This is a genomic window from Flavobacterium sp. FlaQc-49 (assembly GCF_044005985.1).
Lineage (GTDB): Bacteria > Bacteroidota > Bacteroidia > Flavobacteriales > Flavobacteriaceae > Flavobacterium > Flavobacterium cupriresistens.
On record NZ_JBIPCS010000009.1, the window covers coordinates 119395 to 141602 of the forward strand.

The following is a 22208-nucleotide window of genomic DNA, read 5'->3' on the forward strand; positions in this document are numbered from 1 at the left end:
ATGGAATTTTTAAGTTTTTTTCAAAGAATAAACAAAGAAGGCATAAAGTTGGTATTAAAAAATGGATCTTTAAGTATTAAGTCAAATACTGAAATCGGTCCGGAATTACTCCAGGAAATAAGAGCTAATAAAGAACAGATTATTGAGTACCTGGAAAAATATCAGAGTGAAAATATAACCAAAGAATTATTAGATAAATATCAAGATAACAAGATTGCAAAAAAAATACTGGAGAAAGTCACTCCCTATACAGGAGAGCGATTGGAGCGTATTCCAATGTCTTTCAGTCAGGAACGTTTGTGGTTTTTAGATCAGTTGCAAGGTAGTACAGAATATCATATCCCTACTGTTCTTCATTTGGAAGGAGCAGTAGATGGGGTGATTTTAGAACAAACATTACAAAGTATCGTTTCTCGTCATGAGGTACTTCGCACCATTCTTTTATCAGAGGAGGGTTTAGGATATCAGGAAATTATTAGTCCTGAGGATTGGAAACTGGATCAGGTAAAAATAACAGATGAATCTTTGTTGGCGAGCAGTTTGCAAGATTATCTGATGACTCCTTTTGATTTAGCAAAGGATTATAAATTAAGAAGCTGTCTGTATGATTTAGGAAATCAAAAGTACGTACTGGCTTGTGTGTTTCATCACATTGCCAGCGATGGTTGGTCGGAAGGTATTTTGATGAATGAGTTTCTGGAGTTTTACGATGCACTGAAGTCAGGTAGAACAGCCGTTTTACCGGAACTTGTTTTACAATATTCAGATTATGCAATCTGGCAAAGGAAATACCTCGAAGGAGCTGTTTTGGAATCTCAATTATCGTATTGGGAAGAGAAGCTTCAGGGAGTGGCTACGCTGGCATTACCAACAGATTATGCACGTCCTTCTGTGCAGAGTACAGCGGGATCAAATGTTTCTTTCACTTTAAATAAAGAAATTAGTGAGTCTTTAAATATTTTATGCCAAAAAGAAGGCGTTACCTTGTTTATGGTGATGCTGTCTGTTTTTAAGGTATTGTTGTCGCGTTATAGCGGGCAAGATGATATCTGTGTAGGAACGCCAATAGCAAACCGTACCCAATCTGAGTTAGAAGGAATGATTGGCTTTTTTGTCAATACGTTGGCCCTTCGCAGTGATTTGGGAGGCAATCCAAGTTTCAAAGAACTTTTAGCAGAAGTTAAAGCGACTACTTTGGACAGTTATGATCATCAGCTGGTTCCATTTGAGAAGATAGTAGAGCGTGTGGTTACGACCCGCGACAGGAGTATGAGTCCTTTATTTCAGGTGATGTTTGTGTTGCAAAATACACAGCTAAGTTCAGGAGAAACAGGAAAAGGTTTAGAAGACATTACTCTTTCAGGTTATAAGTTTGATACCGTTACTTCGAAGTCAGATTTAACACTGGATGTATCAGAAGGAAATAAGGGTATTGTATTGAGTATCAATTATTGTACAGCCTTATTTGATAAAGCGACGATGGATCGTATGTTGTTGCATTATCAACAGTTATTGGCAGGTATTGTGAATGATATCAACCAGTCAATAGATAGTCTTTTAATGCTTACTGCGAAGGAAGAAGATCAATTATTGAATGTTTTCAATAACACAGCTGTTGAGTATCCAAAGGATAAAACCATAGTTGCTTTATTTGAAGAACAGGTTAAAAATACTCCTGATGCCATTGCGGTGGTTTATGAAGGAGCCAAATTAAGTTATAAAGAATTAAATGAGAAGTCCAATCAATTAGGATCTTATTTAAGAGAACAAGGCGTTGAGCCAGACACTCTTGTGGGGATCTGCGTAGAGCGTGGTTTGGAGATGTTGGTTGGAATCTTGGGAATTTTAAAATCAGGAGGGGCTTATGTGCCAATCGATCCGGATTATCCAGAGGATCGTATTGCTTATATGGTGGGTGATGCCGGAATTAATTTAGTACTGAGCAGTGCAGCAAGCCATAAAGTACTGGAGGAATACGCAGCTATTAATGTTGTACTCTTAGATACAGATTGGAATAAAATTTCAAACTATTCAACAGAAAATTTAAGTGTTGTTGTAGCACCGAATCATCTGGCTTATGTGATTTATACTTCAGGAAGTACAGGTAATCCAAAAGGAGTTTTAATTACCCATAGTAATGTTGTTCGTTTGTTTAAAAACGAATCCTGTTTATTTGATTTCGGAACTCATGATGTCTGGACGCTGTTTCATTCGTTTTGTTTTGATTTCTCGGTATGGGAAATGTACGGAGCTTTGCTTCATGGAGGCCGTTTGGTAGTGGTTCCAAAAGCAGTAACCAAAGACGCTATTTCCTTTAAGGAATTATTGATCAGTGAAGGGGTAACGGTTTTAAACCAGACTCCGGGATCTTTTTATGCACTTCAGGAAGCATTCTTGTCAGAGAATTTTGATCATGCGATCAGATATGTGATTTTTGGAGGAGAGGCATTAAATCCTGTTTATTTACAAAATTGGAAAGCATTATATCCGTCTTGTAAAATGATAAACATGTATGGTATTACCGAGACTACGGTTCACGTTACCTATAAAGAGCTAACAAGTTCAGATATGTTAAGTTCGGTTAGTGCTATTGGTTCAGCGATTCCTACTTTAGGATGTTATATTTTAGATGTCAATCTAAATTTAGTACCGGTAGGCGTTATTGGAGAGTTATGTGTAGGAGGAGCAGGAGTTGCAAGAGGTTATTTAAACAGAGAAGAATTAACGCAAGAGAAGTTTATCACAAATCCTTTTGTAGCAGGAGACCGCTTGTATAGATCAGGAGATTTAGGACGCTGGCTAGCTGATGGTAGTATCGAATATATTGGAAGAAAGGATAATCAGGTAAAGATCCGTGGTTATCGTATTGAATTGGGAGAGATCGAAAATGCTTTGTCATTGTTAGAAACGGTTACCCAATGTTGTGTGTTGGCCAAAGAAGATGCATCAGGTAACAAACGTCTGGTTGCTTATGTAGTGGCAGAAGGCAAACTAGATAAAACAGCTTTACAGGATCAATTAAAGTTAAGTTTACCGGAATATATGGTTCCGATGATTTGGGTTGGACTGGATGAGCTGCCTTTAACTTCTAATGGTAAATTGGACAAGAAAGCGTTACCGAATCCGGATAGTTCAGATCTGTCTACCCAAGAGTATGTTGCGCCTCGCACAGAGATGGAACAACAATTGGCAGCTATTTGGCAAAACTTATTGGGAATAGAAAAAGTCGGAGTTTATGATAATTTCTTCGAATTGGGTGGCCATAGTTTACTGGCTGTTCAATTAATTTCTCGTTTACAGAAATTAGATTTTCATATTAGAGTAAAAGATATTTTTGCAGGACCAACGATAGCTTTAATGAGTGAGAAGTTATCTTCTTTATCATTAGTGTATCGTGTTCCGGCCAATGGTATAACAGTTGATAGCGATGTTATTACCCCAGCAATGGTTCCTTTGGCTGATTTGAGTCAAAGTGATCTGGATTTTATAATAGACACAGTAGCGGGAGGTGTTTCTAACATCGAGGATATCTATCCTTTATCGCCGTTACAGGAAGGAATTCATTTTCATCATCTGATGAGTGATTCTAAACAGGGAGACCCTTATGTTTTGCCTAATTTGCTTTCTTTTACAGATCAGAGTAAACGAGATTCTTTCATTGAGGCCTTACAATTTGTAGTGAACCGTCATGATGTTTTGCGTACGAGTATTTTAAGTTCAGGTTTACCAAAAGCCGTTCAGGTTGTTTTACGTGAAGCACCTTTATGGATTGAAAACTTAGAGTTGGATCGTTCTGAAGCAGTTTTACCCCAATTAGAGCTTCTGATAGCTTCAGGAGGTTATTGGATGGATGTTACAAAAGCACCATTATTGCAGTTGAAATCAGTTGAAGATGCTGAGAATGGTTGTTATTATTTGATTGTATACCAACACCACTTAATAATTGACCATATTGGTTTAGAGAAAATCATATCAGAGGTGATATCGTATTTATCGGGAAGAGGTGCCAGTTTAGGAGTTCCTGTTTTGTACCGTGATTTTATAGGTCATACTTTGCATGCCCAATCGGTAAATGATGGAGCATCTTATTTTAAGTCTTTATTTGGCGCAATCGAAGAACCAACCTATCCTTTTGAATTATCGAATGTTTTAGGAGATGGTAAGGGGATTGAAGAATCTCATATAGTGCTCTCCAATGATTTAAGTACTGAGTTGCGTAAATTATGTGTGTTGCACGCCATAAGTCCGGCAGTTTTGTTTCATGCCGCGTACGGATTGGTAGTGGCTAGGTGTAGTAATAAGGACTATGCTATTTTTGGTTCTTTGTTCTCGGGAAGGCTTCAAGGTTCTCTAGGAGCCGCAGATTCCTTAGGGTTGTTTATCAATACCTTACCGGTGATTCTGGAATTAAAAGGTAATGTAGTAGAATATGTGAATCAGGTGAAAGTTTTGTTACAGGATTTATTGTCCTATGAGCAAACGCCTTTATCACATATCCAGGATTGGAGTGGGATAGGAAATGATAAAGCCTTTTTTAGTGCTTTATTAAATTACCGTCATACAGGGCAGTCTCTATCAGAGGATGATGCAAATGAGTTTGATTCGGGGATAACGGTTCTTGGAAGTCAGGAACGCACCAATTATCCATTTACATTAAGTGTTGATGATTTTGGAGATGATTTTGGATTAACGTTTCAGATTGATGGAAATGTAGAAGCTAAGCGTATCCTTGTTTATATGGAAAATGCTTTGACGGAACTTTTAGGAGGTTTAAGTAACAAAGGATTAAATGTAACTACCTTAAATGTTTTATCGCAAGAGGAACAACATCAATTATTAGATGTTTTCAATAACACAACGGTTGAATATCCAAAAGATAAAACAATACTTGATTTGTTTGAAAAGCAGGTGCAAAAGTCTCCTGATGCTATAGCTGTACTTTTTGGCTCAGAAGAGTTAAGTTATAGACAGTTAGACGAGCGTTCAAACCAGATGGGACATTATCTTCGTGACCAGGGTGTGGTGGCAGACAGTCTTGTAGGGATCTGTGTAGATCGTAGTTTGGATATGTTTGTGGCTATCTTGGGTATTTTAAAATCAGGAGGGGCTTATGTGCCAATCGATCCTGAATATCCGCAAGACCGTATTGATTATATTATAGAGGACAGTGGCATATCCTTTTTTGTTACCCAAAAGGAGTATGAATTTCTAATTGCTGATAAAGTTGAGATTACAGGAGTTGCAATAGATTTATGTAAAGAGCATATACATCAGCAACCGATTACAGCTTTAAATATAACTTTAGATTCAGAACAAAAGGTATATTGTATTTACACCTCAGGTTCTACAGGTAGACCCAAAGGAGTTGCCATTAGCCACACCAGTTTATTAAACATAGCCTTAAGCTGGGAAGCATCGTATAAACTCGATCATACAACTTGTTTATTACAAATGGCCAGTTTTTCTTTTGATGTATTTTCAGGAGATTTATGCAGAAGTTTGTTATTTGGAGGTAAAATGATACTTTGCTCTTCAGATATTCGACTTGATCCGGCTCGATTGTATAGCTTGATTTCAGAAACCGGTGTTAATATATTGGAGGGTACTCCGGGATTAGTAATTCCATTAATGGATTATATCCATGATCAGAATTTAGATTATAGCTGGATGAAGCTTTTGATTTTAGGTTCTGATATCTGCAGCATGAATGATTTCAAAAGAGTGTATGTTAGATTTGGACATTCCATGAGAATCATTAATAGTTATGGTACTACAGAAACTACCATTGACAGTTCTTATTTTGAAGTTGATACCATTAATAATCTGGATGGTTTAGTTCATGTACCAATTGGTAAACCTTTGTGGAATAATAAGTTTTACGTATTAAATCAATCGAATACACTTTTACCTGTTGGTATAATTGGAGAGTTATGTATCGGAGGAACAGGCGTTGCTCTTGGCTATCTGAACCAAGAAGAGTTAAATAGAGAGAAATTTATCATAAATCCTTTCATAGAAGGAGAAAGAATATATAAAACGGGTGATTTGGCACGTTGGTTGCCTGATGGTAACCTTGAACTTATCGGTAGAAAAGACGACCAGGTTAAGATTCGTGGGTATCGTATTGAGCTTGGTGAGATTGAGAATGTATTATCATTATTAGAATCGGTTACCCAATGTTGTGTTTTGGCCAAGGAAGATGTTAGTGGTATCAAACGTTTGGTTGGTTATGTAGTGGTAGAAGGAAAACTCAATAAAGCTGATTTACAAGAACAATTAAAATCAAGTTTACCCGAGTATATGGTTCCGATGATCTGGGTTGAGCTGGATCACATGCCGCTGACTCCTAATGGCAAACTGGACAGGAAAGCCTTACCGGATCCGGATAATTCTGATTTGTCCAGTCAGGCCTATGTTGCGCCACGTACAGAAACGGAGGAGCAATTAGCAGTAATCTGGCAGAACTTATTGGGTATCGAAAAAATAGGTATTTATGATAATTTCTTTGAATTGGGAGGCCATAGTTTATTGGCTGTTCAGTTAATATCTCGTTTACAGAAGTTAGATTTTCATATTGGAGTAAAAGATGTTTTTTCGGGACCAACGATAGCTTTAATGAGTGAGAAGTTGTCTTCTTTCTCTTTAGCATATCGTGTTCCTGCTAATAACATTAAAGTTGGTAGTGAGACTATCACTCCGTCAATGGTTCCTTTGGTGGATTTGAGCCAGAGTGATCTGGATAAGATAATTGATACGGTAATGGGAGGTGTTTCCAATATTGAGGATATTTATCCTTTATCGCCATTACAGGAAGGGATTCATTTTCATCATTTGATGAGTGATTCTAAAGAGGGAGATCCATATGTTCTCCCAAGTTTACTTTCCTTTTCAGATCAAAGCAAACGGGATTCTTTCATTGAGGCGCTACAATTTGTAGTGAACCGTCATGATGTTTTACGTACCTGTGTTTTAAGTTCGGGGTTACCAAGAGCTGTTCAGGTTGTTTTACGCGAAGCTCCTTTATGGATTGAAGATTTAGAATTGGATCGCTCTGAAGCAGTTTTACCACAATTAGAGATTATGATAGCTCCGGGAGGTTGTTGGATGGATATTTCAAAAGCACCATTATTGCATTTGAAATCGGCAGTAGATGTTGAGAATGGCTGTTATTATTTGATTATATACGAACATCACTTAATAATGGACCATGTTAGTATGGAGAAAATTATATCAGAGGTGATATCGTATTTATCCGGAAAAGGTGCCAGTTTAGGAGTTCCTGCTTTGTATCGCGATTTTATAGGTCATACTTTGAATGCGCAAGCGGTTAATAATGGAGCATCTTACTTTAAGACTTTATTTGGAGCGATCGAAGAACCTACCTATCCTTTTGAATTATCTAATGTTTTAGGAGGTGGTAAGGGCATTGAAGAGTCTCATGTAGTACTCTCAAAAGATTTAAGTACAGAGTTGCGTAAATTGAGTGTGTTGCATGCGATAAGCCCGGCAGTCTTGTTCCATGCCGCTTATGGATTGGTAGTAGCCAAGTGTAGTAATAAGGACTATGCTGTCTTTGGATCCTTGTTTTCGGGAAGACTTCAGGGTTCTGTAGGAGCAGCAGATTCTCTAGGGTTGTTTATCAATACATTGCCGGTACTTTTAGAGTTAAAAGGGAATGTAGCAGAATATGTGAATCAGGTAAAAGTTTTGCTACAGGATTTACTATCATACGAGCAAACTCCTTTATCCCATATTCAGGATTGGAGTGGTATAAGCAATGATAAAGCCTTTTTCAGTGCTTTATTGAATTACCGTCACTCGGCACCTGCTTTAACAGAAGAGGAAGATGCAAGTGAATTTGATTTCGGTATAACGGTTCTGGGAGGTCAGGAACGCACCAATTATCCATTCACTTTAAGTGTAGACGATTTTGGAGATGATTTTGGATTAACAGCTCAGATTGATGGAAGTATAGAGGCTAAGCGTATTCTGGTTTATATGGAAAATGCTTTGACGGAACTTCTGGAAGGTCTAAAAAACGAAGAAGTAAATACAACGGCTTTACCTATTTTATCAGAAGAAGAGTCGCACCAGTTATTGGATATTTTCAATGATACAACGGTAGAATATCCAAAGGATAAAACGCTGATTGATTTATTTAAGGAGCAGGTTAAAAAGACTCCTGATGCTATTGCAGTGGTTTATGAGGGAGAAGAGTTGAGCTATAAGGGATTGGATAAGCGTTCTAATGCGTTGGCAAATTATCTGTTAGCTCATAATACGATCCATTCGGAGCATTTAGTTGGCGTTATTTTAGAACGCAGTGATTGGTTAATTGTTTCATTTCTGGCAATATTAAAAACGGGTGCTGCTTATGTCCCTATTGATGCTAATTATCCGGAAGAAAGAAAAGAATATATAAAAAACGATAGTGGTTGTAGTGTAATTATAGACAATTCATTTCTGAATTTATTTAAAGAAACGATTTCTGATTATTCAGATGTTCAGCCTGAGATTGCTATAAAGTCAAATGACTTGGCCTATGTTATTTACACTTCGGGAAGTACAGGGCAACCTAAAGGAGTCATGATTGAACATAGAAATTTAATTCATTTATGTTTTTGGCACCAAAGAGCGTATGCTGTTACAGCTCAAAGCAGGGGTACTTTATTTTCCGGAATTGGTTTTGATGCCAGTATTTGGGAAATATGTCCTTATTTAGTTTTTGGAGCGAGCTTGTATCCTATCCCGGATAAAATGCGCTATGATTTGGATCAACTTTCAATGTTTCTGATTGATCATTCGATTACACATAGTTATATACCAACTTCCCTGTGTGAAAGTTTTATAGAAGAAGAGATTTCGTTGCCAAACCTTGTTGTTTTAACAGGAGGAGATGTGCTGCATTTAAATAAATCGACTGATATTACTATTTATAATAATTATGGACCAACAGAGATTACTGTAGTTGCGACTAGTTATAAAGTAAAAAAGGATAGACCAATTAAAATTCCTATTGGTAAACCTGTAGACAATACCAAGGTATATATTATGGATGAAAGGCATCAGTCTTTACCCATTGGAGTAGTTGGAGAATTATGTATCGGAGGTTCAGGAGTTGCTAGAGGATATTTAAACCAAGTACAGTTAACTAAGGAAAAGTTTATAACAAATCCTTTTGTAGCAGGAGAAAGAATTTACAAAACTGGCGATTTAGCACGTTGGCTTGCCGATGGTAATATTGAATTTATCGGAAGAAAAGACGATCAGGTAAAGATTCGCGGTTATCGCATCGAGTTAGGTGAGATCGAAAATGCTTTATCGTCATTAGAAGCTGTCAGTCAGTGTTGTGTTTTAGCCAAAGAAGATGCAGGAGGTACCAAACGTTTGGTTGGTTATGTAGTGGTAGAAGGTGAGCTGAATAAGATTGATTTACAGGAGCAATTGAAATTAAGTTTACCGGAATATATGGTTCCGATGATCTGGATTGAACTGGATCATATGCCTTTGACTCCCAATGGCAAATTGGACAGGAAAGCCTTACCGGATCCCGACAGTTCAGATTTGTCCAGTCAGAGCTATGTTGCTCCACGTACAGAGATTGAGGAACAATTGGCAATCATCTGGCAGAATTTATTAGGTATAGAAAAAGTTGGAATTTATGATAATTTCTTTGAGTTGGGTGGTCATAGTTTATTGGCTGTTCAGTTAATCTCCCGTTTACAGAAGTTAGATTTTCATATTGGAGTTAAAGATATTTTTGCAGGTCCTACGATAGCATCGATGAGTGAGAAATTATCTTCTTTATCTTTAGCATATCGTGTTCCGGCCAATGGTATAGCTGTAGATAGTAGTTCTATTACTCCGTCAATGGTTCCTTTGGTAGATTTGAGCCAAAGTGATTTAGATAAGATAAGTGATACGGTAATGGGAGGTGTTGCTAACATAGAAGATATCTATCCTTTATCACCATTACAAGAAGGGATTCATTTCCATCATCTAATGGGTGATCCTAAACAAGGAGATCCTTATATCCTTCCTAATTTACTTTCTTTTTCAGATCAGGATAAACGAGATTCTTTTATTGAGGCATTACAATTTGTAGTGAACCGTCATGATGTTTTGCGTACCGGTATTTTGAGTTCAGGTTTACCGGTTGCAGTTCAAGTTGTTTTACGTGAAGCGCCTTTATGGATTGAACATTTAGAATTGGATCATTCAAAAGCAGTTTTACCACAATTAAAACTTCTGATAGCTCCGGGAGGGTATTGGATGGATGTTTCAAAAGCACCATTATTGCAGTTAAAATCAGCAGATGATGCTGAGAATGGCAGTTATTATTTGATTGTATACCAACACCACTTAATAATTGACCATGTTGGTATGGAGAAAATCATATCAGAAATTACGCTGTATTTATCGGGTAAAGGAGATAGTTTAGGAGTTCCTGTTTTGTACCGAGATTTTATAGGGCATACTTTGCATGCGCAATTGGTTAATAATGGAGCATCTTACTTTAAGTCTTTATTTGGAGTGATCGAAGAGCCTACTTATCCTTTTGAATTATCCAATGTCTTAGGAAATGGCAGGAGTATTGAAGAATCTCATGTAGTACTTTCCAAAGATTTAAATACAGAGTTGCGTAAATTATGTGTATTGCACGGCATAACCCCGGCCGTCTTGTTCCATGCCGCTTACGGATTGGTAGTGGCCAGGTGTAGTAATAAAGATTATGCAGTTTTCGGCTCGTTGTTCTCTGGAAGACTTCAAGGCTCTTTAGGAGCTGCAGATTCCTTAGGATTGTTTATCAATACGTTGCCGTTATTGTTGGATTTGAAAGGTGATGTAGTAGAATACGTGAATCAGGTCAAAGGACTGTTGCAGGATTTATTGTCCTATGAACAAACACCTTTATCGCATATTCAGGATTGGAGTGGTATTGGTAATGATAAAGCCTTTTTTAGTGCTTTATTAAATTATCGTCACTCGGCTCTGGCAGTAGCAGAGCAGGATGAGACTGTTGAATTTGATTCGGGCATCACTATTCTTGGTGGTCAGGAACGAACCAATTACCCATTTACCTTAAATGTAGATGATCTTGGAGATGGTTTTGAATTAACGGCTCAGATTGATGGAAGTATAGGGGCAACCCGTATTTTGGGATATATGGAAAATGCTTTGACGAAACTTTTAGAAGGTCTAAGCAAGGAAGGGGTAAGTATAAGTACCTTAAATGTTTTATCAAAAGAAGAAAGCTGCCAATTATTGGATGTTTTCAATAACACATTGGCTATTTATCCAAAAGATAAAACGTTGGTCGATTTATTTGAAGAGCAGGTTAAAAATACTCCTGATGCCATTGCGGTGGTTTATGAGGGAGCCAAATTAAGTTATAAAGAATTAAATGAGAAGTCCAATCAACTAGGATCTTATTTGAGAGCACAAGGCGTTGAGCCGGATACGCTTGTGGGTATCTGCATAGAGCGTAGTTTGGAGATGTTAATTGGAATCTTGGGAATCTTGAAATCAGGAGGGGCTTATGTGCCAATCGATTCAGATTATCCACAGGATCGAATTGCCTATATGTTAGATGATGCAGGTATGAAAGTGGTGCTAAGTAGCACAGCAAGTCATAAAGTGTTAGAGGAATATAGCGCTATTAATGTTGTATTGTTAGATACAGATTGGGATAAGATTTCGGGATATTCAACAGAAAATCTAAGTGTTGTAGTAGCACCGAATCATCTGGCTTATGTGATTTATACTTCAGGAAGTACAGGTAATCCAAAAGGGGTGATGAACGAGCATGGTGGTATTGTAAATCGATTGTTATGGACGCAATCCCATTATCAGTTAACGGCTGAAGACACCATTCTTCAAAAAACTTCCTTTAGTTTTGATGTTTCTGTTTGGGAATTATTATGGTCTGTTATCTGCGGTGCTAAATTGGTTTTTGCGAAACCGGAAGGCCATAAAGACGCTGTTTATTTAAAAGAACTCATTGAGCAAAATAATATCACTACGATCCATTTTGTTCCTTCAATGTTAAGCGTTTTCCTTAGTTCAATTGAATTAGGAGACTGTAGTTCATTACAGCGTGTTTTATGTAGCGGGGAAGCTTTACAACTGGATCATGTTAGTCTGTTTAGAGAGAAATTCCGTAATGTACGTTTAGATAATTTATACGGTCCTACCGAGGCAGCAATTGACGTTAGTTCTTGGGAAGTTCCTCTGGAAGGGGACTTGTCAGCCGTTTTAATTGGTAAACCGGTTGCCAATACCAGCTTGTATGTTTTAGATGAAGTACACGAACTTTTACCACTTGGTGTAACAGGTGAATTATGTATTGGAGGAATTCAGGTAGCCCGAGGTTATTGGAATAAAGAAGAATTAACACAAGAGAAATTTATAGCGAATCCTTTTATTGAAGGAGAAAGAATTTATAAAACGGGCGATTTAGCACGTTGGCTTGCTGACGGTAGTATAGAATATATTGGAAGAAAGGATAATCAGGTTAAGATCCGTGGTTTCCGTATCGAATTGGGTGAGATCGAGAATGCTTTGTCATTGTTGGAATCAGTTACACAATGTTGTGTATTAGCCAAAGAAGATGTATCAGGAAACAAACGTCTGGTTGGTTATGTAGTTTCAGAGAACAAACTTGATAAGGCTGATTTACAGGATCAATTGAAATTAAGTTTACCGGAATATATGGTTCCGATGATCTGGGTTGAACTGGATCAAATGCCATTGACTTCAAATGGTAAATTGGACAGAAAAGCATTACCGGATCCGGATAGTTCAGAATTATCTACACAGGAATATGTTGCTCCGCGAACAGAGATTGAGGAGCAATTAGCCGTTATTTGGCAGAATTTGTTAGGTATAGAAAAAGTCGGAGTTTATGATAACTTCTTCGAATTAGGAGGTCATAGTTTATTGGCTACCCGATTGGTATCGATGATTCGTAAAGAGCTGTCTATTGAAGTATCTATCAGAGAAGTCTTTGAACACACGACTATAGCAACTTTAAGTACTCATGTATCGGGGCAATCGGCAGGAATATTGCTGCCGGCTATTGTTGTTGAAGAACGTCCGGAACGTATTCCAATGTCTTTCAGTCAGGAACGTTTGTGGTTTATGGATCAGCTGCAGGGCAGTATAGAATATCATATTCCTATTGTACTGCGTCTGGAAGGAGCACTGGACGTCTCAATTTTAGAACAAACATTACAAAGTATAGTTTCTCGTCATGAGGTACTTCGCACAGTTCTTTTATCAGAGGATGGAGTAGGTTATCAAGAAATAATAGGCGCAGAAAACTGGATATTAGATCAGGTAAAAATAACAGAGCAAGGATTATTGGAAAGTAATCTGCAGCATTATTTAGTAAGTCCTTTTGATTTAGCAAAGGATTATAAGTTAAGAAGTTGTCTGTATGATTTAGGAAACCAACAGTATGTATTGGCTTGTGTGTTTCATCACATTGCCAGTGACGGTTGGTCAGAAGGTATTTTGGTGCGTGAGTTTACGGAGCTTTACAGTGCCTTGCAGTCAGGAAGAGCAACGGTTTTACCGGAACTTACTCTGCAATATTCAGATTATGCGATCTGGCAAAGAAAGTATCTCGAAGGAGCTGTTTTAGAATCCCAATTAGCGTATTGGGAAACGAAACTTCAGGGAGTGGCTACTTTATCTTTACCAACAGATTATGCTCGTCCAGCTGTGCAAAGTACAGCAGGATCGAATGTTTCTTTGGTCTTAAATAAAGAAATTAGCGAATCGTTAAATGTTTTATGTCAAAGAGAAGGTGTTACCTTGTTTATGTTGATGTTATCGGCATTTAAAGTAGTGTTGTCTCGCTATAGTAGTCAGGACGATATTTGTGTAGGAACACCAATAGCAAACCGTACCCAGTCAGAATTAGAAGGTATGATTGGCTTTTTTGTCAATACGCTAGCACTTCGCACGGATCTTGGAGGCAATCCAAGTTTCAGGGAATTCTTAGGAAGAGTAAAAGAGACAACTTTAGGTAGTTACGATCATCAGTTGGTTCCATTTGAGAAGATAGTGGATCGAGTGGTTACTACCCGTGATAGAAGTATGAGTCCTCTATTTCAGGTGATGTTTGAATTAGAAAACGCACAGGCAAGTTCAGGAGATTCAGAAAAAGGGTTGCAAGATATTACCCTTTCAGGTTACGCGTTTGACATTGTTACGGCTCAATTTGATTTAACATTAAATGTATCCGAAAGCAATAATGGTATTGTTTTGAATATGAATTATTGTACCGCTTTATTCGATAAAGCTACGATTGATCGTATGTTGTGGCATTATCAGGAGCTATTGGCAGGTATTGTGAATGATATCAATGAACCAATAGGTACTCTGTCAATGTTGACTACAGAGGAAGAGTACCAGTTATTAGATGTTTTTAATAATACGGCAGTAGACTATCCAAAGGACAAAACGATAGTTGCTTTATTTGAAGAACAGGTTAAAAATACTCCTGATGCCATTGCGGTGGTTTATGAGGGAGAAGAATTGACTTATAGAGAATTAAATGAGAAGTCGAATCAATTAGGTCATTATTTGCTAAAACAAGGTGTCCAAGCCGGGGATTTAGTCGGCATTTGTTTGGATCGTAGTTTGGAGATGCTGATAAGTGTTTTAGGGGTTATAAAATCAGGAGGCGCTTATGTGCCAATCGATCCTGAATATCCGCAAGACCGTATTGATTATATTATAGATGACAGTGGCATATCCTTTTTTGTTACCCAAAAGGAGTATGAATTTCTAATTGCTGATAAAGTTGAGATTACAGGAGTTGCAATAGATTTATGTAAAGAGCATATACATCAGCAACCGATCACAGCTTTAAATATAACTTTAGATTCAGAACAAAAGGTATATTGTATTTACACCTCAGGCTCTACAGGTAGACCCAAAGGAGTTGCCATTAGTCACACCAGTTTATTAAACATAGCCTTAAGCTGGGAAGCATCGTATAAACTCGATCATACAACTTGTTTATTACAAATGGCCAGTTTTTCTTTTGATGTATTTTCAGGAGATTTATGCAGAAGTTTGTTATTTGGAGGTAAAATGATACTTTGCTCTTCAGATATTCGACTTGATCCGGCTCGATTGTATAGCTTGATTTCAGAAACCGGTGTTACTATATTGGAGGGTACTCCGGGATTAGTAATTCCATTAATGGATTATATCCATGATCAGAATTTAGATTATAGCTGGATGAAGCTTTTGATTTTAGGTTCTGATATCTGCAGCATGAATGATTTCAAAAGAGTGTATGTTAGATTTGGACATTCCATGAGAATCATTAATAGTTATGGTACTACAGAAACTACCATTGACAGTTCTTATTTTGAAGTTGATACCATTAATAATCTGGATGGTTTAGTTCATGTACCAATTGGTAAACCTTTGTGGAATAATAAGTTTTACGTATTAAATCAATCGAATGTACTTTTACCTGTTGGTATAATTGGAGAGTTATGTATCGGAGGAACAGGCGTTGCCCTTGGCTATCTGAATAAAGAAGAGTTAAATAGAGAGAAATTTATCATAAATCCTTTCATAGAAGGAGAAAGAATATATAAAACGGGCGATTTGGCACGTTGGTTGCCTGATGGTAACCTTGAACTTATCGGTAGAAAAGACGACCAGGTTAAGATCCGTGGGTATCGTATCGAGCTGGGTGAGATTGAGAATGTATTATCATTATTAGAATCGGTTACCCAATGTTGTGTTTTGGCCAAGGAAGATGTTAGTGGTATCAAACGTTTGGTTGGTTATGTAGTGGTAGAAGGAAAACTCAATAAAGCTGATTTACAAGAACAATTAAAATCAAGTTTACCCGAGTATATGGTTCCGATGATCTGGGTTGAACTGGATCAGATGCCGCTGACTCCTAATGGCAAACTGGACAGGAAAGCCTTACCGGATCCGGATAATTCCGATTTGTCCAGTCAGGCCTATGTTGCGCCGCGTACAGAAACGGAGGAGCAATTAGCAGTAATCTGGCAGATCTTATTGGGTATAGAAAAAATAGGTATTTATGATAACTTCTTTGAGGTGGGAGGGCATAGTTTATTGGCTACCCGATTAGTGTCGATGATTCGTAAAGAATTGTCTATCGAAGTATCAATCAGAGAAGTATTTGAATACACTACTATAGCAGCTTTAGGGGCTCATGTATCGGTTCAGTCAGAGGGAGTATTGTTGCCTGCTATTGTTGTTGAAGAACGTCCGGAGCGAATTCCATTGTCTTTCAGTCAGGAACGTTTGTGGTTTTTGGATCAATTGCAAGGCAGTACAGAATATCATATGCCTACTGTACTTCGTCTGGAAGGAGCACTGGATATATCCATCTTAGAACAAACATTACAAACTATAGTTTCCCGTCATGAGGTACTTCGTACGATATTATTATCAGAAGATGGTGTAGGGTATCAGGAAGTTATAAGTACAGAAAACTGGACTTTGGACCAGGTAAAAATAGCAGACGAAGGATTATTGGAAAGTAATCTGCAGCATTATTTAGTAAGTCCTTTTGATTTAGCAAAAGATTATAAATTAAAAAGCTGTTTGTATGATTTAGGAAACCAACAGTATGTATTGGCTTGTGTGTTTCATCACATTGCCAGTGATGGTTGGTCGGAAGGTATTTTGGTCAATGAGTTCATGGAGCTTTACAGTGCGCTGAAATATGGCAGAACAGCTGTTTTACCGGAATTAACTTTACAATATTCAGATTATGCGATCTGGCAAAGAAAGTATCTCGAAGGAGCTGTCTTAGAATCCCAGTTATCCTATTGGGAAGAAAAACTGCAAGATGTAGTTACCTTAACCTTACCAACAGATTATCCGCGTCCTTCGATACAAAGCACAGCGGGATCAAATGTTTCGGCTGTCTTAAATAAAGAATGTAGTGAGTCATTAAATACGTTATGTCAGAGAGAGGGTGTTACCTTGTTTATGTTGCTGTTATCGGCATTTAAAGTATTGTTATCTCGTTACAGCGGGCAGGAGGATATTTGTGTGGGAACTCCAATTGCAAACCGTACCCAATCGGAATTAGAGGGAATGATTGGCTTTTTTGTCAATACGCTGGCGCTTCGCAGTGATCTTGGAGGTAATCCAAGTTTTAAGGAACTTTTAAAGCAAATAAAAGAGACTACATTGGACAGCTATGACCATCAGTTAGTTCCATTTGAGAAGGTTGTAGATCGCGTGGTTACTACCCGTGACAGAAGTATGAGTCCTTTATTTCAGGTGATGTTTGTATTACAAAATACACCGGAAGGTTCAGACGAACTGACTTTAGAGAATATCATGCTTTCGGGATATGAGTCTGATGCATTTAACTCAAAATTTGATTTAACGCTAAATATATCTGAAACTAGAAATAATATTATTTTAGATATAGAATATTGTAGTGCTTTGTTTGATAAGGCTACAATTGATCGTATGCTGTTGCATTATCAGGAGTTGTTGACAAGTATTGTGAAGGATGTCAATCAACCAATAGATGGGCTTTCTATGCTTACCGGAGGAGAAGAACATCAATTGTTGAATATTTTTAATGATACGGAATTAGCTTACCCTCAAGATAAAACGATAAGTGATTTGTTTAAAGATCAGGTTCTTAAAACACCGGATGCGACAGCATTGGTTTTTGGAGATCAGGTAATGACTTACAAAGAACTGGATGAGCGTTCCAACCAATTGGTTCATTATTTTGAATCGGTTGGAGTGATAAGAAACTCCCGAATAGGAGTCTTGTTTAACAGAAGTTTTGATATGATCATTAGCATATTAGGTATCCTGAAATCAGGAAGTACTTATGTTCCTTTAGATCCTACATTACCGGCTGAACGATTATCCTATATCTTGAAGGACTCGAGTGTCAATTTTCTGATTTACAGAGAAGAATCTTTATTATCAGGTCTGTCTTCAGAGTTTATTGTCTTCCTGGATATAGATAAATCGGTTAATTATAAAGCTTCTGAAATTTTACATAAAACAGAGCCTGCTTCAGTTGCTTATATTATGTATACTTCAGGAACAACGGGTAATCCGAAAGGAGTGATGGTAACACATCGTAATATTGTCAGTTTATGTACAAGTTGTGATTATATCTCATTAAATTCAGATACGGTATGGTTGTCAACAGGATCTATTTCTTTTGATGCTACTACTTTAGAATTTTTTGGAACCTTACTAAATGGAGGTCAATTAATATTAGCAGATACAAATGCATTGCTAAATGTCAGCAATCTAAAAGAACTTATTGTAAAAAATAAAGTTACCACTATGTGGATGACGGCCTCTTGGTTTCATCAAGTAGTAGAAGATGATGTAACTGTTTTTGAAAATTTGAGTGATTTAGCAGTTGGTGGTGATGTGGTTTTGTTTAATTATACCAATAAATTAAAAGAGCTTTATAGCGATTTAAATATAGTCAATGGGTATGGTCCTACAGAAAATACTACGTTTTCGACGACCTATGCGATTGATAAAGTTACTTATACCAATCTTCCTATTGGTAAGCCTATTAAAAATAGTCAGGCCTATATCGTAGATTCCAAATTGAATTTATTGCCAATCGGTGTTATTGGAGAATTATGTGTTGGAGGTTCAGGAATTGCACTTGGTTATTTAAATCAAGAAGAATTAACGCAAGAGAAGTTTATAGCAAATCCATTTATAGAAGGAGAAAGAATTTATAAAACGGGCGATTTAGCACGCTGGCTACCGGATGGAAATATTGAATATATTGGCAGAAAGGACAATCAAGTTAAGATTCGAGGCTATCGCATCGAGTTAGGTGAGATCGAGAATACATTGTCATCGTTAGCATCGGTTATTCAATGTTGTGTATTGGCTAAAGAAGATGCAGTAGGTACCAAACGCCTGGTGGGTTATGTAGTTTCAGAGAACAAACTCGATAAGACTGATTTACAGAATCAATTGAAATTAAGCTTACCGGAATATATGGTTCCGATGATCTGGGTTGAATTGGATCAAATGCCTTTAACTTCAAACGGTAAACTGGACAAAAAAGCATTACCGGATCCGGATAATTCGGATTTGTCTACAAAAGAATATGTTGCGCCTCGTACAGAGATTGAGGAACAATTAGCAGCCATCTGGAAGAACTTATTAGGTATAGAAAAAGTCGGAGTTTATGATAACTTCTTTGAGTTGGGAGGTCATAGTTTATTGGCTACCCGATTGGTATCGATGATTCGTAAAGAGCTGTCTATTGAATTATCTATCAGGGAAGTATTCGAATATACTACTATAGCAACTTTAGGAACTCATGTATCGGGACAATCGGCAGGAATATTACTGCCGGCTATTGTTGTGGAGGAGCGTCCGGAGCGCATTCCAATGTCTTTCAGTCAGGAACGTTTGTGGTTTTTGGATCAGTTAGAAGGAAGTATTGCGTATCATATCCCAATAGTGTTGCGTTTAGAAGGAGCAGTAGATGTATCAATTTTAGAAAAAACATTACAAAATATAGTATCACGTCATGAGGTATTGCGTACGATACTTTTATCAGAGGAGGGTGTAGGATACCAGCAAGTAATAGATGCAGAAGATTGGAAACTGGATCAGATAAAAGTAACAGAGCAAGGATTATTGGAAAGTAATCTGCAACATTATTTAGCAAGTCCTTTTGATTTAGCAAAGGATTATAAGTTAAAAAGTGGTCTCTATGATTTAGGAAACCAACAGTATGTATTGGCTTGTGTGTTTCATCACATTGCCAGCGATGGTTGGTCAAGTGGTATTTTGGTGAATGAGTTTATGGAGTTTTACAGCGCTTTTCAGTCAGGAAGGTCAGCTGTTTTACCGGAACTTGCTTTACAATATTCAGATTATGCGATCTGGCAAAGAAAGTATCTCGAAGGCGACGTATTAGAATCCCAATTATTGTATTGGGAAACGAAGCTTCAGGGAGTGGCTACTTTATCATTGCCAACAGATTATGCACGTCCTTCAATTCAAAGTACAGCAGGATCGGATGTTTTCTTAGTTTTGGATAAAGAAATCAGTGAGTCTTTAAAAGCATTATGCCAAAAAGAAGGCGTTACCTTGTTTATGGTAATGTTGTCAGCTTTTAAAGTGTTACTGGCGCGTTATAGCGGTCAAGACGATATTTGTGTAGGAACGCCAATAGCAAACCGTACCCAATCGGAATTAGAGGGCATGATTGGCTTTTTTGTCAATACCCTGGCGCTTCGCACTGATCTGGGAAGCAATCCAAGTTTCAGTGAGCTCTTAGGAAGAGTGAAGGAAACGACTTTGGAGAGTTATGACCATCAGTTAGTTCCATTTGAAAAGGTAGTAGACCGAGTGGTTACTACCCGTGACAGAAGCATGACACCTTTGTTTCAGGTAATGTTCGTATTACAGAACACACCCGAAGAAGCTACAGAAACAGTATTAGAGGATATTGAGATTTCAAACTATGAATTTGAGACTTTCGGTTCAAAATTTGATTTGACCTTTAATGTATCTGAAAATAGTAATGGTATCGCCTTGAATATGGGATACTGTATGGATTTATTTGATAAAGGTACAATTGACCGTATGTTGTTGCATTATCAGGAGCTGTTGGCAGATATTGTGAATGATATCAATCAGCCAATCGGTAGTCTGACGATGTTGACTGCAGATGAAAAGCACCAATTGTTAACTGTTTTCAATGACACAGCTCTTGCGTATCCAAAGGATAAGTCATTAGTTGATTTATTTGAAGAGCAGGTTAAAAAGACTCCGGATGCCATTGCTGTGGTTTATGAGGGAGCAGAATTAACTTATAAGGAATTAAATGAGAAGTCGAATCAATTAGGATCCTATTTAAGAGAACAAGGAGTTCAAGCTGATACCCTTGTGGGGATCTGTGTAGAGCGCAGACTGGAAATGCTTGTAGGTATCTTGGGAATTTTGAAATCTGGTGGGGCTTATGTTCCAATAGATCCTGATTATCCATCAGATCGTATTACTTATATGTTGCAAGATGCGGGTATGAATTTGGTGTTAAGCAGTATCGCAAGCCATAAAGTATTAGCAGAACATACCCATCTTAAGGTGGTACTGTTAGACAAGGATTGGGATGTGATCTCAGGATATTCTACAGAAGATTATAGTGGTCTAGTAGCGCCGAATCATTTGGCTTATGTAATTTACACTTCAGGAAGTACAGGAAGACCTAAAGGGGTAATGATTGAACATACAAATAGTATAAATCTGGTTACTTCTCAGGTTAACACATTTGCTATTGATTCAAGTGATGTTGTTTTGCAGTTTTCAAACTTTGCGTTTGATGCTTCTGTTGAACAAATTTTTATAACCTTATGTAGTGGTAGTAAATTGATCCTTGTAAATAAAGAAACGATTCTTGATACTGAAAATTTACTGAATTTTATTGATGTTCAAAAGATAACGCATTTTCATACTACTCCAAGTATGTTAAGTACTTTACCTGTGAGGACCGATTTAAAATCCTTGAGAAGAATAGTTGTTGGAGGGGAGATTTGTAATAAAGATTTAATGGAAGCCTGGAATGAAGGATATTCATTTTATAATAAATATGGCCCGACAGAAACGACCGTAACTTCTACCATCTCTTTTTATGATAAAGGTACTTGTAACGATAGAGAAATAAACATAGGAAGACCTATAGGTAATACTCAAATTTACATTTTAGATTCGCAGCTGAGTTTAGTACCGGTAGGCGTAGTTGGGGAGTTATGTATTGGCGGTTCAGGAGTATCCCGAGGTTATTTAAACCAGGAGGAACTAACCCAAGAGAAGTTTATAACAAATCCATTTATAGAAGGAGAAAGAATTTACAAGACAGGCGATTTAGCACGCTGGCTTGCGGATGGTAGTATTGAGTTTATCGGCAGGAAAGACAATCAGGTTAAGATTCGAGGTTATCGTATTGAGTTGGGTGAGGTTGAGACTACTTTGTCATTGTTAGAATCGGTGATTCAGTGTTGTGTTTTGGCCAAAGAAGATGCAAATGGTAACAAACGTCTGGTTGGTTATGTGGTTGTAGAAGGGGAGCTAAATAAAACAGATTTACAGGATCAATTAAAGGTAAGCTTACCCGAATATATGGTTCCGATGATCTGGGTCGAATTGGATCAGATGCCATTGACTTCAAA

Annotated in this window: 1 protein-coding gene (running past one end of the window); it reads left to right on the forward strand. The window is 37.5% G+C overall.

What is annotated here, in order from left to right:
* Window positions 1–22208 carry the 5' portion of a non-ribosomal peptide synthase/polyketide synthase gene (locus tag ACHRV3_RS17745; RefSeq protein WP_395436034.1) on the forward strand. The gene runs 6667 nt beyond the window's last position, so the window shows 22208 of its 28875 coding nt (coding positions 1–22208); its start codon is at window positions 1–3; the stop codon falls past the right edge of the window.